The sequence below is a fragment of the Subdoligranulum sp. DSM 23681 genome, assembly GCF_057005535.1.
Map to the genome: position 1 here is coordinate 2,457,820 of NZ_CM168050.1, position 22,524 is coordinate 2,480,343.

A 22,524-nucleotide genomic window follows, 5' to 3' on the forward strand; every position below is an offset into this window, starting at 1 on the left:
TTACCCATATCTATATTGTTTAGAGGAGAGGGGACCCCCATGGATTACCTGAAAAACCGGATCGAGTTGTCCAAGCTTTACACCGACACCCCCGCCGATGGCACCGTTGTGACCGTCTGCGGCTGGGCCAAGACGGTGCGTGATTCCAAGCAGATCGGCTTCATCTCGCTGACCGACGGCAGCTGCTTCAAGCCCGTGCAGATCGTGTTTGAGGCCGCCCGTCTGGAAAACTATGCCCAGGTGGCCAAGTGCGGCCTGTACACCAGCTTCGCGGTCACCGGCCGCCTGGTGCTGACCCCCGGCGCCCGCCAGCCCTTTGAGATCAACGCCGACGCCATCGAGATCCTGGGCACCTGCGGCCCCGAGTACCCGCTGCAGAAGAAGAAGATGAGCACCGAGTACCTACGCACCATGACCCATCTGCGTCCGCGCACCAACACCTTCCTGGCGGCTTTCCGCCTGCGCGGTCAGGCCGCGTACGCCCTGCACCGTTTCTTCAACGAGAACGGCTTTACCTATGTGCATACCCCCATCTTCACCAGCTCCGACTGCGAGGGCGCCGGTGAGATGTTCCAGGTCACCACCATGAACCTGTGCGACGTGCCCCGCAACGAGGAGGGCAAGGTGGATTTCAGCCAGGACTTCTTCAAGTGCCCGGTGAACCTGACCGTGTCCGGTCAGCTGGAAGCCGAAGCCCTGGCCATGGCTCTGGGCAAGGTCTACACCTTCGGCCCCACCTTCCGCGCCGAAAAGAGCTATGATACCCGCCATGCCGCCGAGTTCTGGATGATCGAGCCGGAGATGGCCTTCGCCGACCTGGATACCTATATGAACACCGCCGAGGCCATGACCAAGTATGTCATCCGCTACCTGCTGGACCACTGCGCCGACGAGCTGGCCTTCTTCAACCAGTTCTTTGACAAGGGCCTGCTGGAGCGGCTGCAGCTGGTGGCGGACAGCGATTTCGCCCGGGTCAGCTACACCGACGCCATCGAACTGCTGAAAAAGAACGATGCCAACTTCCAGTACAAGGTGTACTGGGGCATGGACCTACAGACCGAGCACGAGCGCTATCTCACCGAGCAGGTGTTCCAGAAGCCGGTCTTTGTCACTGACTATCCCAAAGAGATCAAAGCCTTCTATATGCGCATGAACGACGACGGCAAGACTGTGGCCGCCGCGGATATGCTGGTACCGGGCATCGGCGAGCTCATCGGCGGCTCCCAGCGTGAGGAGCGCCTGGATGTGCTGACCCAGCGCATGCAGGAACTGGGCCTGAAGCAGGAAGACTACGACTGGTACCTGGACCTGCGCCGGTTCGGCAGCGTCAAGCATGCGGGCTACGGCCTGGGCTTCGAGCGCCTGCTGATGTACGTCACCGGCATCCCCAACATCCGTGACGTCATTCCCTTCCCGCGCACCTGCGGTGGTTTCTGATGCGGGGCGTCGCCGCAAAACTGCTGCCCTGGTTTGAACAGAATCGAAGGCTTCTGCCGTTCAGGCAGGAGCCTTCGGCTTACCATATCTGGGTCAGCGAGATCATGCTCCAGCAGACCCGGGTGGCCGCCGCTTTGCCCTACTATGAGCGCTTTGTGGCCGAGCTGCCCACCCCGGCAGACCTGGCGGCCTGCCCGCCTGACCGCCTGCGCAAACTCTGGCAGGGGCTGGGCTACTACAGTCGGGCCGCCAACATGCAGAAGGCCGCCCAACAGGTGTGCGACCTGTACGGCGGGGAACTGCCCGCCGACTGGGAGGCCCTGCGGGCCCTTCCCGGCATCGGGGATTACACCGCCGGCGCCATTGCCAGCATCGCCTTCGGCATTCCCGCCCCGGCGGTGGACGGCAACGTGCTGCGGGTCTTTGCCCGTATTTTTGATGATGATGCCGACATCACCCGCCCTGCCACCAAACAGCTGTTCACCCGGCGGGTGATGGAGGAAATGCCCAAAGCCACTCCCGGCCCTTATAATGAGGCCCTCATGGAGCTGGGCGCCCTGGTCTGCGTTCCGGGTGCGCCCCAGTGCCAGGTCTGCCCGCTGCAGGAACTGTGCAGCGGCTATGCTTCGGGACGGGCGGCCTCCCTGCCGGTGAAGCCGCCCAAGAAGGAAAAGAAAAAGGTCCCGGTCACGGTGGCCCTCATTGAAAGCGAGGCCGGGTATCTGCTGCAGCGCCGTCCGGCCCGGGGGCTGCTGGCCAATCTGTGGCAGCCCCTGTGCTTTGAGGGCGAAAGCCTGACCCGGGAGGAACTGGCCGGCCGGCTGGAAGCCCTGGGGGTGGCCGTCACCTGGCAGCAAGCCCTGGCACCGGCCCGCCATGTGTTCACCCACCGCATCTGGGAGCTGTCCGGCTGGCGGGGCACCGCGTCCGCCTGTGACCTGCCGGAAGGTCTGGACTGGGGCCGTGCGGACGATGCAACAGGAAATTTCACCGTGCCAAGTGCTTTTGCAGCTTATGTGCCGGGAGCCGGAAATCAATAAATTTTCACAGGTTTTCCCGGTAGCGGTTGGTAAAATTTTACGTTTGCGTTGTTGTATTCTAATCCGGGGTCGGTTATAATAAAAGCAGCTGACCCCGGTATGCCCGCTCAAAGGGCTTGGCATGCCCACACAATGCGGTCCGCCCTGGCGGCCCGCCGGTTCGGAGGAATGTATTATGATGAAAAAATCCACGTTTGGCGTTGCTCTGGCTTTCATCGCGGCTGCGGCCGGTGTTTTGACCGCCGTTGCGCTGTATCTGCGCCGCCGCGAAAAGGAACTGGACGAGTACGAGCGCCTTCTGTACAGCGACAATGAGTTTGACGACGACGAGGATGAGGACACCATCTACGAGCCCATCGAGACCGAGCCGGCCAAGCCCGAAGACGGTGAAGCCGGCGACGAGTCGTCTGCCGACTGATTCCATCGCCGCATAAGACCTGTGCAGAAACGGCCAGGTGCGGCCGGGGCGTGCTTTCGGACACCCCGGACCGTACCCGGCTTTTGCTTTCGGCGTTCGGCCGCAACAGGAAGGAATCGGTATGAAAAAATTGCTGCTTTGGCTCCTGATGGTGGTTGTGATGGTCGCTCTGCTCCTGGGCGGGGCGGCCGCGGCCCTGTATGCCATGACGGGGGAAAACAAGCTGCCGCAAAATCATCCCACTCTCGGGGAGGCCGCGCTGGAACCCAACGGATATGACTGGACGGTGCCGGTGCTGGGACATGTGGTGGAACGCAATTTTTCCAGCCTGACCAACCTGACGGTCCAGAAGCTGGGAGATATGGGGGATACCTCTCCCGTGCTGACCCTTCCCGACTGGGTCAACCGTTCGGAGATGACCCTGACCGGTCCGGACGGTACCGTGGCCGCCCAGGGGGACGCCTCCGCCTACATGGAGTATGTCTACACACAGAACGGCCAGTATCAGCTGGACCTGACCCTGTACCGGGACGCCCAGCCGGATGTGAACGGTGTTTCCACCGGCTGGTATGCCTATCGTGTCAACTATACCGTGAACATCCAGCCCAAGGCCACCCTCAGCACCACCAGTGCACCCCAGGGAACGGTGGTGGCGGTGTCCGTCACCGGGATCCTGGACGGCAGTACCCCCACCCTGGAAAGTGATCTGGGCACCGTCTGGTTCCGCAAGACCACCGATGGATTTATGGGATACATCCCCATCACCTACAACACCTCCGGCGGGGAACACCAGCTGACACTGACCTGCGGGGAGCTGGTCCAGCAGCTGGCCCTCTCGGTCACCGAAAACAAGGTCTCCACCGTGCAGGTGGAACCGGAGGCGGAGGTCACCGTACCCGGTGCTTCCGACCAGTACAAAAATGCCATCTGGCCGCTGTATGCCCAGGGCAGCAGCGATAAACTGTGGCAGGGTGCCTTTGCCGCCCCCTGTACCAGCCTGCCTACCGCCCAGTACGGGGACCGTCTGATGACCGACGGCGCCGTGACCAGCCGTTCCACCGGGCTGACCTACGCTGCGGCGGAACCGGGCAGCACGGTGAGCGCACCGCAGAACGGGACCGTCGCCTATGCAGGGGAACTGGCCCTCACCGGCGGCACCGTGGTCATCGACCACGGCTGCGGCGTCAAGAGCTATCTGTTCGGTCTGGGCACCGTCAGCGTGCAGCAGGGCCAGACCGTTGCCCGCGGGGACACCGTGGGTACCACCACCGATGTGCATGACCTGATTTATGAGCTGCGCATCGGCAATAAATCTGTTGATCCCGCCGCGGCCATCAAGGGCTCCAGCGGTTTACAATACCAGGAAAACAAATGAGCGTGTCCTTTTCACGGCCGCCGTTTGGTTGTTGCGCATAGATATGGGACGGGTTAGTTATGGAGGAAAAGACTTTCGAAAAAGAAAAAGCACCGGCCGTGGGACAGAACAGTTCTCCGGCCGGACATAACAGGCGTCGGCGCCGGCGCAAAAAGAGCGGGGCCCAGCGTGCTGCTTCCGCACAGTCCGGACAGAACCGGGAGACGCTGAAAGGGGAGGCTCCTGCCGGGGACAAGGCGGAAATTTCCCCGGTGGACCGGCCGGAAGAGACGCCCGCCGGTCAGGTGCCGGCCCCGGCGGCCCAGACCCCGGCCCCGGCGGAAGAACCCGCCGAAACGCCGGCACAGCAGCCGGACAAAGAGCCTGCAGCCCCGGAAGAGCCGCAGGCACCGGAACTTCCGAAATTGCCTGAGGAGGAACCGCCCCGCGCACCGGAAAGCCCGGAACCGGCTGAATCCGCAGACCCGGCAGAGGAGGCCGAACCGGCCCGGACGCCGGACATTCCCCAAGGGGACGATGCGGAGGAGAAGGTGTCCTCCGGGGCGGAGGACGCGTCTGAGGAAGCCGAGGAGGAGGCCGACGGGGAGGCCGAATCGGCCGAACAGCAGCAGCGCGCCGCACAGATGACCCGCACGGTCCAGCTTTCCATTGAAAAAATCGTGGAAAAGATCGAGGAGGAAGAGTCCATCCCCGAACCGGACACCGCCGACTCCGACGGGAGCGGCGAGGAGGAGGGAGACCCCGATTCCGCCGATCCGTCTTTGCCCGCCCGTCTGCGGCGGCTGCACCGCCGCGTCGGCGACAGCATGTGGAGTCTGCTGAAGTGGGTCGCGTTTGTGGTGGCGTTTGTGGCAGTGGTGGCCGGTGCCGGCATCGCATGGCTGTACAAGGGAGCCACGCCGGATTCCATCCCCAAGGTCTCGGCCGAATTCAACGGCGAGGAACTGGAGCCTACCTCCTACAGCTGGCATGTGCCGGTGGTGGCCAATGTGTTCAAGCGCACCTACGCCAAAACCGTCTCCAAGGAACCCACCCAGATCGCCGCGACCATCGAGACAGCACAGGTGGACCTGAGCGTGCGCCACACCGACTGCGACACCAGGCTGACGGTGGAGGACAGCGACGGGGAGTCGGTGTTTGAAGGCACGGCCGAAGAATTCGGCAACTACACCTTCACCAAGAACGACACCTACACCGCCGAGCTGGTCATTTTCCGCAATGAGAAAAAGATCAGCCACACGGCGGAAGTCTCCGGCAAGCAGACCTATCTGTTCAGCTTTACGGTCAGTCTGCGGCCTTCCATCCGCCTGAACACCGTGTCTGCCACCCAGGGCAGTGTGGTGGCGGTGCGGGTCAGCGGGGGCGTATCCGATCAGGTGGCTCCCACTGCCAGCAGCAAGCTGACCGCCACGGCCTTCCACCGGGGCGAAAACGACTGGGTCTGCTATCTGCCCATCGGGGTCAACCAGGAACCGGGGGATTACACCATTACCGTCAGCTATGCGGGCTATGAACAGGAACTCAGCCTGACCGTCAAGGCCCGGGCCAATGTGTATAAGGATTATTCCAGCAAGAGCAAACTGACCAGCCCGTATATTGCCGAAAGTGATACCCCGGCCAAGGTACTGGCGGTGCTCAAGACCGGGGACGAGCAGCCCGCCTGGACGGAGGACGGCTTCAATCTGCCCTTCACCGAAAAGGCGGAAGTGGAGCTGGCCTACGGCACCACCGAGTACGTGGGCCGCACCCGGTCCGAGCGGGTGGCAGGCACCGGCACCGGACGGATCAGCAACAATGTGATCGTGTCCACCACCCGGAACAGCAGCCTGCTGGCCCCGGCGGCCGGCAAGGTCGTCCTGGCCGAAGGCCTGGGCGGTACCGCCGGTTATACGGTGGTCATCGACCACGGCGCCGGCGTCAAGAGTGTTTTCTATTGCCTGCGCAGCGTTTCCGTCAAGGTGGGCGCCACCGTCAAGAAAGGGCAGGAGATCGCCCAGACGGACCGCACCACCATCGGAGAAGTCCGTGTGGGTACCGTCCCGGTGGAACCGCTCTCTGTCTGGCGCGGTGAATGTGACGCCCTCAACCATTATTGATCTTTTGCTTTCAGAGCCTCTGCTTCGGCAGGGGCTTTTTTCTTTTGTCAAAACCGGCGCTTCCGCAGTGCAAAAGGCCGGCAAAGCTGGTTTTCCGTCACCCTGCCCGCCGTTCGGGCATAAGATGGCTCAGAACACGGGGGTGGAAATATGTCCTTTACATTTTGTATGGCTGACGGCGATGCCCGTCAGCAGGCTGCCGGCCGTGCTCTGCGGGAAGCCGGGTGCACCCGCGGGGCACCGGAACGTGCCGATTTTCTTCTGCTGCCCATGCCTCTGCGCACCATCACGCCGGGACAGCTGGACCTTCTGCACCGGATGCGGCCGGACACACCGGTCTTCGGCGGGCTCATGGCGCCGCAGGCACGCAGCACCATCCAGCGTACCGGCGGGGTGCCGGTGGACTATTATACCCGCAGCGAACTGGCCAGCCTGAATGCGGTCCCCACGGCGGAAGGGTGCCTGTGCCTGCTCATGCAGATGCGCACCCGCACCTTGTGGGAAAGCCCGGTCCTGGTGCTGGGCTTCGGCCGGGTGGGGCAGGCGGTGGCCCGACGTCTGGCGGCGCTGGGGGCAAGGGTCACGGTGGCGGCCCGCAGCGCCGACCAGCGGGCCGGGGCCCGGTGCTGCGGCTGCCACGCGGCACCGCTGACCGCCCTGGACCGGCTTCTGCCCGGATTTGATGCGGTGGTCAATACCATCCCGGCGTTGGTGCTCCCGGCCCAGCTGCTGGGATGCCTGCCCCGCGGGGCGGTGATCATCGATCTGGCCAGCGCTCCGGGCGGTGTGGATTTTGACGCCGCCCAGGCCATGGGCCTGCAGGCACGGCTGGCCCCGGGGCTTCCGGGACGATGTGCACCCGATACGGCAGGGGAACTCATCGCCCAGACCATATTGACCATCTTGCAGGAACAGGGGAGGGTGACGGTATGACACAGACATGGCAGGATACACCCCGCGCGGTGGTGTTTGCCCTGTGCGGCAGTTTTTGCAGTTTCGGGGCTGTGCTGCCCCAGATCCAGCGCCTTTGCCGGGACGGATGGGATGTGCTTCCGCTGCTCAGTTCCAGCGCGGCCACACAGGATACCCGGTTCGGGACGGCGGCTTCCCTGTACCGGACTCTGGAAGAGATGACCGGCCACCCGCCCATGACGACCCTGCAGCAGGCGGAACCCCTGGGCCCCCAGAAACTGGCCCGGGCCATGGTCATCGCCCCCTGTACCGGTACCACCATGGGACTTCTGGCCAACGGGATCAGCAGTACGGCAGTCACCCTGGCGGCCAAAAGCATGCTGCGGGGCGGCCGGCCCCTTCTGCTGGCCCCCTCCACCAACGACGGCCTTTCGGGCAGTGCGGGCAGTCTGGCCGCCCTGTTGCAGCGCAAAAACATCTATTTTGTGCCCTTCGGCCAGGATGACAGTTTCAAAAAGCCCCACAGCCTGAAGAGCGACTTCACCCTGCTGCCGGACGCCCTGGAAAGTGCCCTGCGGGGTGTGCAGCTTCAGCCGCTGCTTTTGTAACTTTCGGCGGAATGACGCATATATTGGTATGGTGTGACGGATATTTCGAAAGGCGGTGCGGCGATGGAACGGATCAAGATCACGGGCGGGCGGGTACTGGAGGGCCGGATTCGCCCCGCAGCGGCCAAAAACAGCGTGCTGCCCCTTTTGGCGGCCAGTCTCTTGTGCAGCAGACCCTGCGTGCTGCGGGGGGTACCCAGGCTGTCGGACGTGGATGCCAGTCTGGCGCTGCTGCGGGCGGTGGGGGCCGGACCGGTGCGCCGTGGCCCGGATATCCTTCTCCCGTCTGCTGCAGTCTGCGGCCATGTCCCGCCGGAGCTGGCGGGGGCCATGCGGGGGTCGGTATTTTATCTGGCGCCGCTGCTGGTGCGGGCGGGGACGGTGGAGCTGCCCCTGCCCGGAGGCTGCCGCCTGGGCCCCCGCCCCATTGACATCCATCTGGCAGGGCTGGGCGCCATGGGGGCCGAGATCTCCGAGAGTGAGTCTGCGGTGACCCTGCGCCGGCAGGGGTCTCTGCATGGGGTCGATTTCACCCTGCGCCTTCCCAGCGTGGGTGCCACCCTGACCCTGCTGATGGCCGCCGCCTGTGCCCGGGGCGAGACCGTGCTGCGCGGTGCCGCCTGTGAGCCGGAAATTGCAGATACCGCCGCTTTTCTGCGCATGGCGGGGGCGCAGATCGAAGGGGCCGGCACCCCTGTGATCAGGGTGCGCGGGGCGGCGGGACCGCTTCCGGGCGGCGGCGTGCACCTGCCTTTGCCCGACCGCATTGCCGCCGCCACCTATGCCGCCGCGGTGGCGGTGGCGGGGGGACGCATTGCGGTGGAACACTGCCGCCCCGGGCACCTGGCGCCTTTCCTGCGGTTCCTGCGCACCGCCGGCTGCGAGATCACCGCAGGACCGGACGGATTTACGGCGGCCCGGGAGCCGGATATCCCGCTGTGGGGTGGGGCGGACCTGTGCACGGGAGCCTGGCCGGGATTTGCCACCGATACGGCGCCGCTGGCGGCAGCGGTGCTCCTGTGCGCCCGGGGCGAAAGCCATATCCATGATGCCCTGTTCCAGAACCGTTTCGCCTGTGCCGAAGGGTTCGCGGCCATGGGCGCCCGGGTCCGGGCCGATGGCCGGGACCTGTGGATCGGCGGCGACGCGCAGCTGCATGCCGCCTGCGTGACGGCCCCCGACCTGCGGGGCGGGGCCGCGCTGGTGCTGGCGGCGCTGGCAGCCGGGGGAACGGGGACCGTTATGGACTCCGGTCACATCCGCAGGGGCTATCAGGACCTGCCCGCGGAGCTGGCGACCCTGGGCGCGCGCTGCACATATGTCAAAACAATGAGCGATGCCACGATGAAAACTGCCTCTGCTATGCAAATGCGATAAAATCCGCGCTGCCATGTAAACTCTTTTGGATATTTCAACGGGCTGCGGCGCAAATTTTGATTTTTTGCGCCGCAGCTATTGAAATTGTGTTGGGAATTTGGTATTCTAATAATCAGTTATATGTTAAAAATACAGGGCCAGTGTGCCTCTGGGTCATAACCGCATTGCGGCGGCCCGGGTTGTCGGGCCCATCGAAACTAACAACTGTTTAGGGGGATACACTCATGGCGTTCGTTCTCGATGAAGAGATGCAGAATGTAACTAACATCAAGGTGATCGGCGTCGGCGGCGGCGGCGGCAACGCTGTCAACCGCATGGTCGATGCAGGCCTTGGCGGCGTGGAATTCGTTGCGATGAACACCGACCAGCAGGCCCTGATCAACTCCAAGGCGACCCAGAAGGTCCAGCTTGGCGCCAAGCTGACCAAGGGCCGCGGCGCCGGCGCTGACCCGGAAGTGGGCCAGCGTGCAGCGGAGGAGAGCAAGGACGAGATCGCCAACGCCCTCAAAGGCGCTCAGATGGTCTTTATCACCGCCGGCATGGGCGGCGGCACCGGCACCGGTGCGGCTCCCGTGGTGGCTGAGACTGCCCATGACCTGGGCATCCTGACCGTCGGCATCGTCACCAAGCCCTTCAGCTTTGAGGGCAAGCGCAAGATGAGTCTGGCTGAACAGGGCATCGCCAACCTGATGATGCATGTGGACAGCCTGATCGTCATCCCCAATGAGCGCCTGAAGCTCATCAGCCAGGAAAAGATCACCCTGATGAACGCTTTCGAGGCCGCGGATAACGTGCTGCGTCAGGGCGTGGAGAGCATCTCCAGCCTGATCAACATTCCGGCTTTCATCAACCTGGACTTTGCCGACGTGCGCTCCATCATGAAGGACGCCGGCTTCGCCCACATGGGTGTCGGCGTCGCCAAGGGCGCCGGCAAGGCCGAAAACGCCGCCAAGGCTGCCATCTCCAGTCCGCTGCTGGAAACCAGCATCGCCGGCGCCCGCGGTGTCATCATCAACATCACTTCCAGCCCGGATATCGGTCTGGACGATGTGGAGACCGCCGCTTCCATGATTACCCAGTCTGCCCACCCCGATGCCAACATTATCTGGGGTACCGCTTTCGACGAGCGTCTGGCTGATGAGATGAACATCACCGTCGTGGCCACCGGCTTTGAGAACACGCCGGGCGTGGATGAGCCCATCCAGGCTGCCATGCATGCCCAGATGGCCGCCAAGAACGCCGCTCCTGCCGCCCAGGCCGAGCCTGCCGCGCAGCAGCCTGCCATGCCCACCCCGCCGCCGACCGTGGATCCGGTCATTCCCAGCCCGGTGATCTTCAACACCGAGGTCACTCCCACCGGCAGCAGCAAGCCCGCCGAGCAGGAGGAAGAGGATGACGGCGATTACTTCAACGATCTGCTCAGCATCCTGAACAAGCGTTCCTGATCATACGACCGTGCACAGCCCGGTCTTGCGGATGTTGAAATACCGGGCAGCCCGCCGCATTGTGGCGGGTATGGTGCCTTTTATACATGAGGAGGAGCGCTATGCCGTCCAAGAACCCGTCCATTCAGGAAAAGGGGTTCCGCACGAGCATGCTGGGCTTTGATAAAAATGATGTGCTGGCTTACATGAATGCGCTGGCCAATGAGACCCAGCAGCGTGAATTGGAATACCAGCAGACCATCGACGATCTGAACACCCAGCTTGACAAACTGAAAAAGGAACAGGCAAATGCGCGTCGCTGCGTGGAAAAGCTGCAGGCAGAACTGAACCAGGCCACCCAGCGCGCCGAAACAGCCGAAAAGGCTGGCAGTGATGCCGTCACCCAGCTCCGGGAGGCGGAAGAGCGTGCCAGCAATTTCCAGAACAAGTATAAGGATGGACAGCAGACCATCATGAGTCTGCAGTTCCAGAAGCGGGACCTGGAAAAGCAGGTGGCAGAGATGGAGGCCATGATCCCCAAAGGGGGCATGCCCACCATGGCAGCCACACCGGCGCCCGCTCCTGCCGCTTCGGCCCAGGACGCCCCCAAACCGGCTCCCAAGGAGGAGCCGGCACCGGTCACCGTGACCGAGCAGGCCCGCATCGAAGCCAAAAAGATTCTGGCCGACGCCCGCCTGAACGCCGAAAGCGCCGAGCGCCGCCTGCGCCAGCAGGAGGATGACCAGAAGGCCCGCATGGCGGACAACGCCCGCGCCCTGGCTGCCGGTGTGCAGCTGCTGCGGGATCGCTTGACCCGTGTGGATGAAAAGCTGGCTTCCGCTTCCATGGATCTGGAAAATGCCACCGGTGCCATTTATCAGGCGCTGGACGATACCAGCAAGGATCTGGAGGAACTGGGAGCAGATATGCGGTCTTTCGGGAAACTGCGTCCGGTGGAAAAGCCGGCTGCCCAGCCCCAGCCATCCGCCTCGGCGGCACCCGCCCGCCCCAAGGTGGCACCGCGCCGCGTGCATCCCGCCGCTTCGCCTGCCGCATCGGAACCTGTCCGGCGGCTGCGCCGTTCCGCCCCGCTGCGTCCGGTGTCGGAGGAGCTGGAAGATGCCATGAAGCGTCTGGACAAGCATTCCAAACAGTAATACATGCAACAGGCCGTGGCCGCCTCTTGACGGCCGCGGCCTTTCTTTATGGGAGAAAATCACCATGCCGCTGCCACATATTCTGCAATCCATCCACCGTGCCGGGGACCGCTTCGGCCGCATACTGGCCTCTCTGTGCGCCCCCGTGCGCTGGCTCGTGTACGGGGTGCTCCTGCTCGTCGGGATCCTTGCCGGCGGTGCCATCACGGCTTATGGCGGACTGTTCCTGGTCCTGCTCCTGTGGGTCTTGTGTACCGGGACCCTCTGGCTGCTGCTGGCAACCGCATGGAAGCTCTCTTTCCCCGGGGAGGACTGGCGGCATGACAAAGTGTTCCGCCGGTGCCTGCTGGCAGGGGTCTTGGTGGGCCTTGCGGTGATTGCGGGTCTGGTGTTCTACCGGCGCACGGTTTATGGGGAAGACGCCATCAACTATTATGCCAAGCAGAATCTGCTGTTCAACAGCTTTGCCACCAGCGGTTTTTACGGCGTCAGCAACCTGGCCGAAAACCTTCTGACCGCCGATTACAAGATGTTCATGAACCTGTTCATCAGCCTGCCCTACCTGCTTCTGCCCCGCACCATCAACATGTTCATGCTCAGTTATGCGCTGACCTGCTTTGTGCCCATGTGGACGGCCCTGCTCATGCTGGCCAAGCGGCTTCTGGCGGTGGTGAGGCCCGGACTCTCTGCGGTCCGGCAGGGGACGTTTTACCTGCTGTGCATGGGGAGCATGGTCTTGTGGCCCATGTTCCTATGGCCTGCCACCCATGGCATGCCGGACGCCTTCGGCCTGACATTCGTGGCCATCATCCTGCTTCTGTGTGCGGAGTATCGGTTTGATATCCTGGAATGGCCCCGGCTGGCGGCGCTTTTTGCCGCTACCTTTGCCCTGATCCTCACCCGGCGCTGGTATATGTTCTGGATCGTGGCCTTTTACCTCTGCTACACCCTGGCCGTCCTTGGGGGAGCGGTCCGCCGGAAGAAATTCCGCACGGTGCTGGTCAACCTGCTGCGGTTCGGTCTGCCTTCTGCGGTCATCATCCTTGTGGTGCTGCTGCCCACCTTCCGGACCATTCTCACCACCGACTATGCCGACATCTACGGCGCCTATTACGGCGGCGGCTTTGCGGCAAACTGCCTGGGCCAGCTGAAAACCCAGGGCATCCTCTGGCTGCTGGCGGCTCTGCTGGGGCTGCTGACCCTGCTGGGAAACAGGCGGGCCCGGGGACCCGCGGCCGTCACAGCGGCAGCCTCGCTGCTGGCCATGGTGCTCTTCACCCGAACCCAGTCCCTGGGGGATCACCAAAGCCTGATCCTGGCTCCGCTGTATCTGCTGGGCTTGTTCGGCGCTGCTGCCGGTATCTGCGCCATCCGGTCCGCCTGGGCCATGCGGAGCTGTACAGCTGCATTGGCGTTTTTCCTGGCGGTCAATGCAGGCAACACCCTGCGTTTGACGGGGGCCAGCGTTTCCACCGTTCTGCTCAGCGGCGAAAGCCTGGACCTGACCCGGCGCACGGACCTGGACGCCATGAAGGCGGTCACTGATTTTGTGCTGAATAACTGTGCGGAAGAGGAGACCGTCTATATCAATATTGACACCGACGGATACAGCGGTTCCACCTTCGCCTACAGCGACCCGGCCCATCCCCAGCTGCAAAGCATGATCCTGTGGGAAAACAGCGTGCCGTCCACCCATGGTTTCCCCACCGGCATCTGGTCCTCCAAGTATGTGATGGTGACCGATAAGCTGGAGGAGGGCGGTCTGGTGGGCGCCGTCAATCTTGCTCTGCGCAGTTCTACGCCCAGCAGCAGCCATTACCGCTATGTGACCGAATTTCCGCTGCAGAATGGCATTGCGCTCTATTGCTATGAGCGGCTCACCTCTCCCGATGCGGCCGAAGCCGATTACTACAAGCAGGTCTTTGCGGAATATGACGCCCGCTGGCCCGAACTGTTCAGCCAGCGCATCGATGCGTATATGGCAGATCTTGGCGGTGCCGATGCTTCGGCTTGATACCGTTTCGTAACTTATTTTTGCCATTCCCTTGACGAAAAGACGCCTGCATGGTATATTTATAGTCAGAATATTTTGGCTGATTGGGTTATCCCACTTGTTTTGACGGCTCTGCCGTCTGATCGCTCTGAACGCAGCAGCCTGCATATCCCGTGGGCTGTCTGGCTTTGTTGCGCCTGCGTGAAAAAAAGGAGGTCAGCTTCCCGTTGAAGCGTTTTCTTTGCGTGGTTTTGATTGCCGCGCTGATGGTATTTTGTGCCGCGTGCGGCGGAGATCTGCTTTCGGCTGAGCCCGAAGCGACCGCTGCTCCTACGGCTTCTTCGTCCCGCAACGTCCGCAGTGAGCCGGTCAAGGTGACCGAGACGTACGCCAATGCGGATAATGTCACCGACTCCCAGCCGGCGCAGGATTCTTCCGCGGCCGAAACCCAGCCTTCCGCGGTGGACACGCCTGAGACCGGAGATTTCCCGGTGGTATATTTTGCCGGGGTGCTGGGGCTGATTTTGATTTGTTCCGCCGGCTTGCTGATGCTGCGGCGTATCTGACCATAACCTGGATCGTCAGGGGCGCGCACGGCGCGTTTGCCGGTCCGGTTTCTTGAGGAACCGGACGGCAGGCACGCGGTGAGCGCCCTGTTTCATTTTCACACATTGCCCCAAGGAGGCTTTTGCTGTATGCTCCGCAAACAACGTTACCGCCGCCTGCAGGGCGACAGTGCTTATTATCCCTTCGGTGCCCGCAAGGTCCTGCGGCAGAAACAGCGCCGCCATGCCCGCCTGCTGCGTTGGGGCGGCATTCTGGCCCTGTGCTGCGCGGCGGCCCTGGTCCTGCGCCAGACGGTGTTCCGGGGCGGCCAGCCCGCACCGCCGCCGGCGGTGGCCACCGCGGAGACAGCCACCGCAGAAACAGCTCCCCGTCCCACCGTGGCCGTGCGCCCTGCCACGGTGGATGCCCTGGCGGGACAGGGAACGGCCGAATCCGCCGAAAAGGCGGAAACGCAGCCCACACCCAGTCCCTTGCCGGAAGCGGAGATCCTGCCCCAGTATCGGGACCTGTATGAACAGAACAGCGATATGGTGGGCTGGCTGCGCATCGACGGCACCGATATCAACTATCCCGTCATGCAGACCCCCGGAGATAATGAATATTACCTGCGCCGCGGGTTTGATAAGCTGTATGCCGTTTCCGGCACCCTTTTTCTGGATGAGCGCTGCAGCCTGGGGCCGGACCCCACCGCCAACTGGCTGATTTACGGCCATAACATGAGTGATGATACCATGCTGGGAGAGCTGGACCGGTATGCGGACCCGGCCTTCTGTGGCGAACATCCCACCTTCACCTTTGACACCCTGACCACACCCGGGACCTGGCAGGTGGCGGCGGTCATCCGCACCACCCTGGGCGCCGACGAATGGCCCTACTATACCTTCTTTGATGCGGACAGCCGTGCCGACTGGCAGCGCCGGGTGGATGCCATTATGGCCCTGTCCCTGTACGATACCGGCGTGATTCCGGAATACGGGGACCAGCTGCTGACCCTTTCCACCTGCGGGACATCCAGCTTTTATACCGACGAGCGTTTTGCGGTTCTGGCGGTGCGGGTGGACTGAGACCCCTTGCTTTTTGAGCGGGAATCCGCTATGATGATAACGTCAAAAATAACTTCGCAAAAGGAGCCAACCAAAAATGGCAGAATTCAAGTATGAAATCACCGAGCGCATCGCTGTGCTGTCCACCAACACCAGTGGCTGGGAACGTCAGCTGAACATGGTCAGCTGGAACGGCAAAGAGCCCAAGTATGACCTGCGCGACTGGGCACCGGACGGCAGCAAGATGGGCAAGGGCATCAGCATGACCCGGGAAGAACTGGTCACCCTCAAGGGCATCCTGGAAGAAATGGATCTGTGATGGAAGACTATCGCCAGCAGTTTATCGAGCTGTACAATCAGAATATCACCCGCCCCGGCGCCGACCGCCTTCTGAAGTGGCTGGACGGCACCGACTTTTTCCGTGCGCCGGCGTCCACCAAATTTCATGGTGCGTGTGAGTGCGGTCTGGTCATGCACAGCATCAATGTCTATCATGCCATGATGCAGCATTTCTTTGGGGAGGGGGATAACCCCGAGACCTTTGCGGTGTGCGCTTTGCTGCACGATGTGTGCAAAGCCAACTTTTATAAGGTCAGCACCCGCAACGTGAAGAACGACGCCACCGGACAGTGGGAAAAGGTGCCGTTCTATCAGGTGGCGGACCAGCTTCCTTATGGCCATGGCGAAAAGAGCGTGTACCTCATTGAACACTTCATGCGTCTGAAGACCGACGAAGCGGTGGCCATCCGCTGGCATATGGGCGGCTTTGACGATGCGGTGCGCGGCGGCAGCTATGCCATCAGCGACGCTTACAACCGGTATCCGCTGGCGGTCAAACTTCATACGGCGGACCTCATTGCCACCTACCTGATGGAACAGGGAACCAGTCAGGTGGAAAACGGACACTGAGACAATCCAAGCCCGCTCCCTCCTTCCGGCATATACCGGATGGGGGAGCGGGCTTTGCGTTTTGTCCGTATACCTGAATAAAAGAAAAAGTCCATGGCGGGATACGCCATGGACAAGATGTTTTTCGGGCCCCCGGAAAACTTTGCAGGGCAAAGTTTTGTGGGGAAAAGGAGGAATGACGGAGCGGCATGAGAAAAGCCCGGGCATACCCCCGGGCTTTTTGAATGGAGCGCAGTCCATTCCGACGTGGAGCAAGTGAAGGGAGTCTCCCGCGGCCTAACCAACAGTCCGCGGGACTGTTGGTTGCGCACTGCGGTGCGCCGGCCTGTTCGCCTCCTCTTCACAGCAAATCCAAAAGAAAAAGTCCATGGCGGGATACGCCATGGACTTTCTCTTTTGGAGCAGGTGAAGGGAGTCGAACCCTCGTCCTCAGCTTGGAAGGCTGATGTACTAGCCGTTGTACGACACCTGCACGGTATTTGTTATTATACCTGCACAGGGGTCGGTTTGTCAAGTCGAAAACGAAAATATCAGAATTCCTTTTTTGTGTAAATGGCGGTGCTCACCACCCAGCTGAGGATAAACAGCACCAGCCCTACAGCGAGAGACCCTCCCGCAATCAAAACCAGCAGGGTGGTTTCATCCAACAGGGGAAAGGAGAAAAAAGAAGTGTTTTCCAGGGCATTGGAGCCCACAAGGGCGATGGCGATAATCAGGGCAATGGCCAGAATAACGCCGGACCGTGCCCGGACTGCACCGATTTTATAAGAAAGGACATACCCCAGGGCGTAATAGGCCATGACCAATCCCAACGTGACCAGGCATCCGGCCAGATTGTACAGCAGATTCTCTGCCACCTGCCCTTTGAACAGATCACAAAGGGTGAGAAGGATATATGCCAGTACAAAACTGGCTGCCATCCAGAGCAAGGCCAGAAGATATTTGGCTCCGACGATCTGTCGGCCGGATACCGGCAGGGTGCGTGCATAGGTATCCCAGTGACTTTGCTCGTCAAAGACCAGGGCGGAGGTGGTGTAGAGGCCGCCGATGAAAAGCAGGGCAAACAGCATGAATTTCATATCCATGGTAAATGCCATGACCGTATACAGCAGAACGACCAGAAGAAAATTTTTGCGGTAGCTGGACCAGATGGTTGCCTGGTCTTTGTATAACAAACCCAACATGGCGAATTCCTCCCGAAAACCAGCGCAGCCCTGAACGGACCGGCAGTTGTTCCATCAAAATTGTTTGTGCTTGTAGATGGCAATGCTGACCAACCAGCTGCCGGCGTACAGCAGGGCGCTGCCCGCGGTTCCACCGACGATGAGCCACCAGAAATGCAGGTTCCGGGCCCATTGATATACGGATCCGTACTCTACATCCATTACCAGCGTTTGCTCCTGAGCGGAATCCCAGATTTCGGCAGGGCCCCGGAAGCCGAAAAAACGCTGGATGTCCTGCAGCTGCTCCGAAGAAAGCAGCACGGTGGACGCCGTGGCCAGCACCGCCAGCAGCAGGATCAACACCATCACGGCAGTCCGGGCCCGTTCACTGCCCAATTGATAGGAGAGGGGCAGACTCAGCGAGAAATACAGCAGGGCCAGGGCAGTGGCCGCCAGCATTCCCACCAATGCCTCCTCCATGCCCATGGTGCCGCGGGCAATGTCGGGAAAGAACAGAAAGGCAGCAAGTCCGATCAAAAAACCACCGGCAATGGCCAACAGGCCCAACAGGTACTTGCTGCCGATGATGGCCGCCGGACTTACCGGCAGGGTGTGGGCGTACATATCCCAGTGGCTTTTTTCATCAAAACTGACGGCGCTTTGCGTGTAGATTCCCAGCATGAACACCAGGGCATACAGCATGAAGGGCATATCGAAGAGATAAGCCATACCCAGATACACCACCAGAAGCAGCAGGATATTTTTCCTGTACTGACCGGCAAGAACGCTCCAGTCCTTGTACAAAAGCCCTCTCACTGCCCATCCCTCCCGCTGTAAAACCGCATGATATCATCGATGCCGGCGTGGTCGCACACGGTTCCCGGCAACAGGCGCAGAACCGCTTCCCGGCCTTTGACCAGAGTCTCACACCCGAAAGTGCTCCTCCGGGTAAAGACAGCCATGCCGTCGGGCAGACGGTGCAGGTCTGCTTCGCTGCAGCGCAGCAGACCGTATTCCTGCATCAGCGCATCTTTGTCCTCGTGGAAAAGCAGCTGCCCGTGGTGCAGATAGGCGATGGAATCGGCAATCTGTTCCAGGTCGCTGGTGATGTGACTGCTCATGAGGATGGTGTGGTGTTCATCCTGGATGAATTCCAGAAACAGGTCCAGGATCTCCCCACGCACCACCGGGTCCAGTCCGGCGGTGGGCTCGTCCAGCACCAGCATCTCCGGCGCGTGGGCGAGGGCTGTGGCCAGACTCAGCTTCATCCGCATGCCGCGGCTGTACTCTTTGATCTTTTTGTCCGGTTCCAGACCGAATCGCTTCAGGTATCCGGAAAAGGCGCCGGCGTCCCACCGGGCACCGAAAATGCCCGCCATGCTGCGGCCGATGTGGGCAGCGTTCATCCCTTCATAAAAGTAGGCTTCCTCGAACACCACGCCCAGTCGGGCCCGGACTTCCGGGTCTTTGGGCAGACCGCCCAGCAGTTCGGCCCGACCACCGTCCGGGGGATTGACCCCGGTGAGAATTTTCAGGGTGGTGGTCTTGCCGGCACCGTTTTCTCCCACCAGCCCCACGATGGTCCCTGCAGGCACTGTCAGATCCAACGGACCCAGCTTGAAATCTTTGTACACTTTCTGCACACCGTGCAGTTCGGCTGCGTTGTAAGGCATGGCTCAGCCCTCCCACAAAAGCTGTAATGTTTCGGTCACTTCCGCCAGAGAAATCCCGCCCCGGCGGGCGGCCTCGATGGCATTCTGCAAATGTCCTTCCACCTGTTTCAGACTTTCCTCCCGGTGCAGTTCCGGGTTCTGCGGCGCCACAAAGCTGCCGCGTCCCGGCATGGTGCGGATAAAGCCTTCGGCTTCCAGGTCTTCGTAAGCGCGTTTGGTGGTGATGACGCTGATGCGCAGCTCCTTGGCCAGCAGACGGATGCTGGGCAGTGCGTCGCCTTCTTTCAGTTCGCCGGCCAGGATTTTGTCCTTGATCTGCCGCGTGATCTGCGCGTAGATCGGCTCGCCGCCGGCGTTGGAAATGTAAAGCTCCATGGAGTGCCTCCTTCGGGCAGGAAGATGAACTGTTCATATCCTATATACACAGTATATACGGTATATATACAGTTGTCAATACCGGGCGGCAAGTTTCTGTTTCAAGGTGCTTGAAATGAGGAGTTTTCTTGTTCGATAATAAATTTTATAAATTTCATGTAAAATATGACCTTCAAAGGAAATATTGTGGAAATCAAGGGGAGGGTATGCTATAATGAAAACATTAAACTGTATACGTATGCCGACTTGAGATGTTGAAGACAGACCCCTTTCTGTTATTGACAGCATCCGGCCGCTGTTACAGATATGTCTTTGGGAGAAAAAGGATGCTTTCAATCATTGTTGTACAGTATGAACCGGACCGTGCCGCTTTGGAACGTACATTGCTTTCAATTCTGACACAGGATGATCAGGATTTTGAATTGATCATTGCGGATGACGGTTCCCGAAACAAGCGGTTCGATTCCACCAGGGCGCTGTTGAACAAATATGGACGGGAGGCGCAATTGCTCACCCTGCCGGAAAATCGGGGGACCGTCTGGAATCTGTGGAATGGTGTATCCCATGCCGGAGGAACCTGGGTCTATGCCATTTCTCCGGGGGATTATCTGTATGACGCCGGTACGGTGCGATGGATCAAGGTGTGCTGCCGCAGGGATGATGTGTGGGCCGCATTCGGCAAGGCCGCCTATTACACCCAGGAGCCGCAGCTGCGCCAGCTGCCCGGACAGACACCTTTTGACCGCAGCTGCTATGCTGCCGAGCATTACCGGCCGCAAACCATCAAGCGGAATATGCTTTTGTATGATGACGGCATCAGCGGTGCCTGTGCATTCTACCGCACCAGTCTGCTGCGGCAGGCTTTGGAGGAGATGAAAGGCCGGGTACGCTATGCGGAGGACTTTTCGCTTCGGATGTTTTCGGTGGAAAAAATCCACATTCATTGCTATGACCGGATCGTTTGCTGGTACGAGGACAACACGGGTGTTTCGTCCTCTCAAGCACGGATGCTGAAAGACTGGAAAGCCATGCTGCGCCTGCTCCGGGAAAAGTTCCCCCGGGACCGGATGGTCTGTTTGGCCAACCTGTATTTCTTCAACGATGAGCGCAGGTCCAAAATCCTGCGCGGATTGATCGGACACACCATTGTACCCCAGTGGCTTCCGTTCAAGCGGAAACAGAAAGCATACCAACCTCCGGTCAATGGCCGAATAGAAGAACTGGAGAGAATTTATCACCTGCAAGAGGAGGAACAATAAATGACAGTCAAAACCATCTCCATCAAAAGTGTGACTACGCCTGGAATGGGAACCCTGTCCTTTTTTGAGGCAAAGCACGATCTGGATTTCGCTATCAAGCGCATTTATTACATTCACGGTGTTCCTGCAGGGACCCAGCGGGGCGGGCATGCCCATAAAAAGCTGCGCCAGATTCTTTTCTGTCCCTACGGAAGCATTACGATCAAGCTTGACAACGGGAAAGAGACGGCAGAAGTTCTGTTGGATGAACCCGACAAGGGGCTGATCGTCGAGCACAACATGTGGCGGGATATGATCTGGAACCAGGAAAATTCTGTCCTGTGCGTGGCGGCCAGTGAGTATTATGATCCGGACGATTATATCCGGGACTATGATGCGTTCAAGGCTTACGTGGCGACGGCTGAAGAGGAGGAGTGAAGTGATGCGGCAGAAAGTTCCGTCCCCTACGCAGGAACGGACACAGAAACCGGTTTTCTCCTTTGTCATCGTTTCCTACAATAACTACCGCTACATTTTTGAGGCAGTGGATTCGGTGTTGCAGCAGACCTATCCGGCTATTGAACTGCTGATTGCCAATGACGGCTCCTCCGATTTCAACCAGGAGGAGCTGCGTGCCTATATTGATGCGCACAAACGGGAAAACCTGGTTCGTGTGGATATCCACAACAACGAGACCAATCTGGGAACCGTCAAAAATATTGAATCGGTACGGCAGCGGGCCACCGGCACCTATATTATGTACATGGCGGCAGACGATGCCCTGTACGACGAGACGGTTCTCCAGCGGTATGCAGATGAATTTGAGCGGCTGGGAGAGGATGCCATGGTGGTGTCCAGCCGCACGGCCATGTGTGGTTCGGAATTGGGCTATGTCATGGATTATGCGCCGGACGAAAGCGGGGTAAAGGTTATCCGGGACGGAACACCAGCGGAGCTGTTTTCCCGAATGAGTCACACCTTCACCATTCCCACCACCAGCACCTGCTACCGGCTGTCGCTGTATGACCGGGTGGGACCTTACGATACGACTTACTATATCATTGAAGATGCCTCTTTCTTCCTTCGCTTTTCCCGCGCTGGAATCCGGGTGCACTGGATCGACGATATGGTCGGAGCCCGACACCGTGACGGCGGCGTCAGCCACAGCGAACCGAAAAAAATCACGGAAACATACCGTCGGTACCGCTACGATGAAGTCCTTATTTACGAGAGGGAAATCCTGCCCTATCAGGATCGTCTTTTGCCGGAGGATCGGAAAAAGATGCTGGAAAAGTGGGAATGTATCAGAAGATCTTACGAAATCACGTTCCCCAAAACCAAGTGGCATAAACGAAAGTATCGCTTGGAACCGAAGTTGTCCAAAATCTGCGAAAAGATGAGAAATGCCTGCCGTAATATGGCAACACCTGGAACGCCGCAATTTACCTTGCTGGCGGCTTGGGGGCTCTGCTTTTTTGGCTATTTGGTCATTTCCGGTATGTCCTTTATGGGACTTGGCTCATCAATGGTCAAAATGTGCGGAGATATTGTATTTGTGGCAGGTGCAATACTGATTTCCCTCTGGCTTCTTCAGGTCTTTATCTTTGAATTTTTATATTATGCGGGGCGCACAGCAAATTTCTTCCTGAAAGTGGCTGTCAAACTGGCGGATAAGCACCTGGCCAAACACGAAGTGTAATTTTTGCAGTATAAAAGGAG

Annotated in this window: 22 protein-coding genes and 1 tRNA gene; 18 read left to right on the forward strand and 5 right to left on the reverse strand. The window is 60.1% G+C overall.

The genetic code is table 11. The features are described from left to right. Positions 1-39 precede the first annotated feature (39 nt). From asnS to AC127K_RS11400, 15 genes are all read left to right on the forward strand, one after another. Complete coding sequence (gene asnS / locus AC127K_RS11330; RefSeq protein ID WP_483720670.1) at positions 40-1,437, forward strand: asparagine--tRNA ligase; 1,398 nt, start codon at positions 40-42, stop codon at positions 1,435-1,437. After that, a complete protein-coding gene (gene mutY / locus AC127K_RS11335; protein ID WP_483720672.1) occupies positions 1,437-2,477 on the forward strand; it encodes an A/G-specific adenine glycosylase in 1,041 nt (346 codons plus the stop codon). Before asnS ends, mutY begins: the two co-directional genes overlap by 1 nt. A gap of 175 nt (positions 2,478-2,652) precedes the next feature. Beyond that, positions 2,653-2,895: a phosphatase gene (locus AC127K_RS11340; protein WP_294541424.1), complete on the forward strand. Its 243-nt coding sequence runs from the start codon at positions 2,653-2,655 to the stop codon at positions 2,893-2,895. Between the two features lie 121 nt (positions 2,896-3,016). Next, complete coding sequence (locus tag AC127K_RS11345) at positions 3,017-4,270, forward strand: murein hydrolase activator EnvC family protein (protein ID WP_483720673.1); 1,254 nt, start codon at positions 3,017-3,019, stop codon at positions 4,268-4,270. Positions 4,271-4,329: 59 nt separating this feature from the next. Next, a complete protein-coding gene (locus AC127K_RS11350; RefSeq protein WP_483720674.1) occupies positions 4,330-6,366 on the forward strand; it encodes a peptidoglycan DD-metalloendopeptidase family protein in 2,037 nt (678 codons plus the stop codon). A gap of 150 nt (positions 6,367-6,516) precedes the next feature. Further along, a complete protein-coding gene (locus tag AC127K_RS11355; RefSeq protein ID WP_483720675.1) occupies positions 6,517-7,299 on the forward strand; it encodes an NAD(P)-dependent oxidoreductase in 783 nt (260 codons plus the stop codon). After that, positions 7,296-7,886: a dipicolinate synthase subunit B gene (locus tag AC127K_RS11360; RefSeq protein WP_294542808.1), complete on the forward strand. Its 591-nt coding sequence runs from the start codon at positions 7,296-7,298 to the stop codon at positions 7,884-7,886. Before AC127K_RS11355 ends, AC127K_RS11360 begins: the two co-directional genes overlap by 4 nt. 63 nt (positions 7,887-7,949) lie before the next feature. Further along, positions 7,950-9,263: a UDP-N-acetylglucosamine 1-carboxyvinyltransferase gene (locus AC127K_RS11365; RefSeq protein ID WP_483720676.1), complete on the forward strand. Its 1,314-nt coding sequence runs from the start codon at positions 7,950-7,952 to the stop codon at positions 9,261-9,263. A 224-nt stretch (positions 9,264-9,487) separates the two neighbouring features. Beyond that, positions 9,488-10,708 carry a cell division protein FtsZ gene (ftsZ, locus tag AC127K_RS11370; RefSeq protein WP_483720677.1) on the forward strand — a complete coding sequence of 407 codons (1,221 nt, stop codon included), beginning with the start codon at positions 9,488-9,490 and terminating at the stop codon, positions 10,706-10,708. A 101-nt stretch (positions 10,709-10,809) separates the two neighbouring features. Beyond that, on the forward strand, positions 10,810-11,844 hold the full coding sequence (locus tag AC127K_RS11375; RefSeq protein ID WP_483720678.1) for a hypothetical protein: 1,035 nt from the start codon (positions 10,810-10,812) through the stop codon (positions 11,842-11,844). A gap of 64 nt (positions 11,845-11,908) precedes the next feature. Continuing rightward, positions 11,909-13,858, forward strand: coding sequence for a hypothetical protein (locus AC127K_RS11380; protein ID WP_483720679.1), 1,950 nt, complete (start codon positions 11,909-11,911; stop codon positions 13,856-13,858). Positions 13,859-14,064: 206 nt separating this feature from the next. Beyond that, the gene (locus AC127K_RS11385; protein ID WP_294541301.1) at positions 14,065-14,403 is read left to right on the forward strand and encodes a lipoprotein; all 339 of its coding nucleotides are present in this window, start codon (positions 14,065-14,067) and stop codon (positions 14,401-14,403) included. Positions 14,404-14,532: 129 nt separating this feature from the next. Beyond that, the gene (locus tag AC127K_RS11390; RefSeq protein WP_483720680.1) at positions 14,533-15,468 is read left to right on the forward strand and encodes a class B sortase; all 936 of its coding nucleotides are present in this window, start codon (positions 14,533-14,535) and stop codon (positions 15,466-15,468) included. Positions 15,469-15,544: 76 nt separating this feature from the next. Beyond that, positions 15,545-15,766, forward strand: a complete 222-nt coding sequence (locus AC127K_RS11395; protein ID WP_294541305.1) for a YdbC family protein — start codon at positions 15,545-15,547, stop codon at positions 15,764-15,766. Next, positions 15,766-16,356, forward strand: coding sequence for an HD domain-containing protein (locus AC127K_RS11400; protein WP_294541306.1), 591 nt, complete (start codon positions 15,766-15,768; stop codon positions 16,354-16,356). Before AC127K_RS11395 ends, AC127K_RS11400 begins: the two co-directional genes overlap by 1 nt. Before the next feature lie 397 nt (positions 16,357-16,753). Here the strand turns inward: AC127K_RS11400 and AC127K_RS11405 are convergent. The 5 genes from AC127K_RS11405 to AC127K_RS11425 form a co-directional block, all read right to left on the reverse strand. Beyond that, a tRNA-Gly gene (locus AC127K_RS11405) sits at positions 16,754-16,828 on the reverse strand. Between the two features lie 58 nt (positions 16,829-16,886). Then, on the reverse strand, positions 16,887-17,540 hold the full coding sequence (locus tag AC127K_RS11410; protein ID WP_483720681.1) for an ABC-2 transporter permease: 654 nt from the start codon (positions 17,538-17,540) through the stop codon (positions 16,887-16,889). A 54-nt stretch (positions 17,541-17,594) separates the two neighbouring features. Further along, positions 17,595-18,335, reverse strand: a complete 741-nt coding sequence (locus AC127K_RS11415) for an ABC-2 transporter permease (RefSeq protein WP_294541310.1) — start codon at positions 18,333-18,335, stop codon at positions 17,595-17,597. Then, the gene (locus AC127K_RS11420; RefSeq protein WP_483720682.1) at positions 18,332-19,192 is read right to left on the reverse strand and encodes an ABC transporter ATP-binding protein; all 861 of its coding nucleotides are present in this window, start codon (positions 19,190-19,192) and stop codon (positions 18,332-18,334) included. The genes AC127K_RS11415 and AC127K_RS11420 overlap by 4 nt, the downstream gene beginning before the upstream one ends. A gap of 3 nt (positions 19,193-19,195) precedes the next feature. After that, positions 19,196-19,567 carry a GntR family transcriptional regulator gene (locus AC127K_RS11425; protein WP_294541314.1) on the reverse strand — a complete coding sequence of 124 codons (372 nt, stop codon included), beginning with the start codon at positions 19,565-19,567 and terminating at the stop codon, positions 19,196-19,198. Positions 19,568-19,893: 326 nt separating this feature from the next. On the opposite strand from AC127K_RS11425, the gene AC127K_RS11430 reads away from it, so the two are divergent. The 3 genes from AC127K_RS11430 to AC127K_RS11440 are packed head-to-tail and all read left to right on the forward strand — an operon-like array spanning position 19,894 to position 22,504. Then, positions 19,894-20,826, forward strand: coding sequence for a glycosyltransferase (locus AC127K_RS11430; RefSeq protein WP_483720683.1), 933 nt, complete (start codon positions 19,894-19,896; stop codon positions 20,824-20,826). Further along, positions 20,827-21,243, forward strand: a complete 417-nt coding sequence (locus AC127K_RS11435) for a sugar 3,4-ketoisomerase (protein WP_483720684.1) — start codon at positions 20,827-20,829, stop codon at positions 21,241-21,243. Positions 21,244-21,247: 4 nt separating this feature from the next. Further along, complete coding sequence (locus AC127K_RS11440; RefSeq protein ID WP_483720685.1) at positions 21,248-22,504, forward strand: glycosyltransferase family 2 protein; 1,257 nt, start codon at positions 21,248-21,250, stop codon at positions 22,502-22,504. The last annotated feature ends 20 nt before the right edge of the window (positions 22,505-22,524 follow it).

Bases quoted from the DNA above. Each gene is read 5' to 3' on its own strand.
- AC127K_RS11425 (WP_294541314.1), bottom strand. From the start codon at position 19,567: ATGGAGCTTTACATTTCCAACGCCGGCGGCGAGCCGATCTACGCGCAG.
- AC127K_RS11365 (WP_483720676.1), top strand. From the start codon at position 7,950: ATGGAACGGATCAAGATCACGGGCGGGCGGGTACTGGAGGGCCGGATT.
- AC127K_RS11440 (WP_483720685.1), top strand. From the start codon at position 21,248: ATGCGGCAGAAAGTTCCGTCCCCTACGCAGGAACGGACACAGAAACCG.
- AC127K_RS11360 (WP_294542808.1), top strand. From the start codon at position 7,296: ATGACACAGACATGGCAGGATACACCCCGCGCGGTGGTGTTTGCCCTG.
- ftsZ (WP_483720677.1), top strand. From the start codon at position 9,488: ATGGCGTTCGTTCTCGATGAAGAGATGCAGAATGTAACTAACATCAAG.
- mutY (WP_483720672.1), top strand. From the start codon at position 1,437: ATGCGGGGCGTCGCCGCAAAACTGCTGCCCTGGTTTGAACAGAATCGA.
- AC127K_RS11345 (WP_483720673.1), top strand. From the start codon at position 3,017: ATGAAAAAATTGCTGCTTTGGCTCCTGATGGTGGTTGTGATGGTCGCT.
- AC127K_RS11390 (WP_483720680.1), top strand. From the start codon at position 14,533: ATGCTCCGCAAACAACGTTACCGCCGCCTGCAGGGCGACAGTGCTTAT.
- AC127K_RS11395 (WP_294541305.1), top strand. From the start codon at position 15,545: ATGGCAGAATTCAAGTATGAAATCACCGAGCGCATCGCTGTGCTGTCC.
- AC127K_RS11410 (WP_483720681.1), bottom strand. From the start codon at position 17,540: ATGTTGGGTTTGTTATACAAAGACCAGGCAACCATCTGGTCCAGCTAC.
- asnS (WP_483720670.1), top strand. From the start codon at position 40: ATGGATTACCTGAAAAACCGGATCGAGTTGTCCAAGCTTTACACCGAC.
- AC127K_RS11355 (WP_483720675.1), top strand. From the start codon at position 6,517: ATGTCCTTTACATTTTGTATGGCTGACGGCGATGCCCGTCAGCAGGCT.
- AC127K_RS11340 (WP_294541424.1), top strand. From the start codon at position 2,653: ATGATGAAAAAATCCACGTTTGGCGTTGCTCTGGCTTTCATCGCGGCT.
- AC127K_RS11420 (WP_483720682.1), bottom strand. From the start codon at position 19,192: ATGCCTTACAACGCAGCCGAACTGCACGGTGTGCAGAAAGTGTACAAA.
- AC127K_RS11375 (WP_483720678.1), top strand. From the start codon at position 10,810: ATGCCGTCCAAGAACCCGTCCATTCAGGAAAAGGGGTTCCGCACGAGC.
- AC127K_RS11380 (WP_483720679.1), top strand. From the start codon at position 11,909: ATGCCGCTGCCACATATTCTGCAATCCATCCACCGTGCCGGGGACCGC.
- AC127K_RS11435 (WP_483720684.1), top strand. From the start codon at position 20,827: ATGACAGTCAAAACCATCTCCATCAAAAGTGTGACTACGCCTGGAATG.
- AC127K_RS11430 (WP_483720683.1), top strand. From the start codon at position 19,894: ATGCTTTCAATCATTGTTGTACAGTATGAACCGGACCGTGCCGCTTTG.
- AC127K_RS11400 (WP_294541306.1), top strand. From the start codon at position 15,766: ATGGAAGACTATCGCCAGCAGTTTATCGAGCTGTACAATCAGAATATC.
- AC127K_RS11350 (WP_483720674.1), top strand. From the start codon at position 4,330: ATGGAGGAAAAGACTTTCGAAAAAGAAAAAGCACCGGCCGTGGGACAG.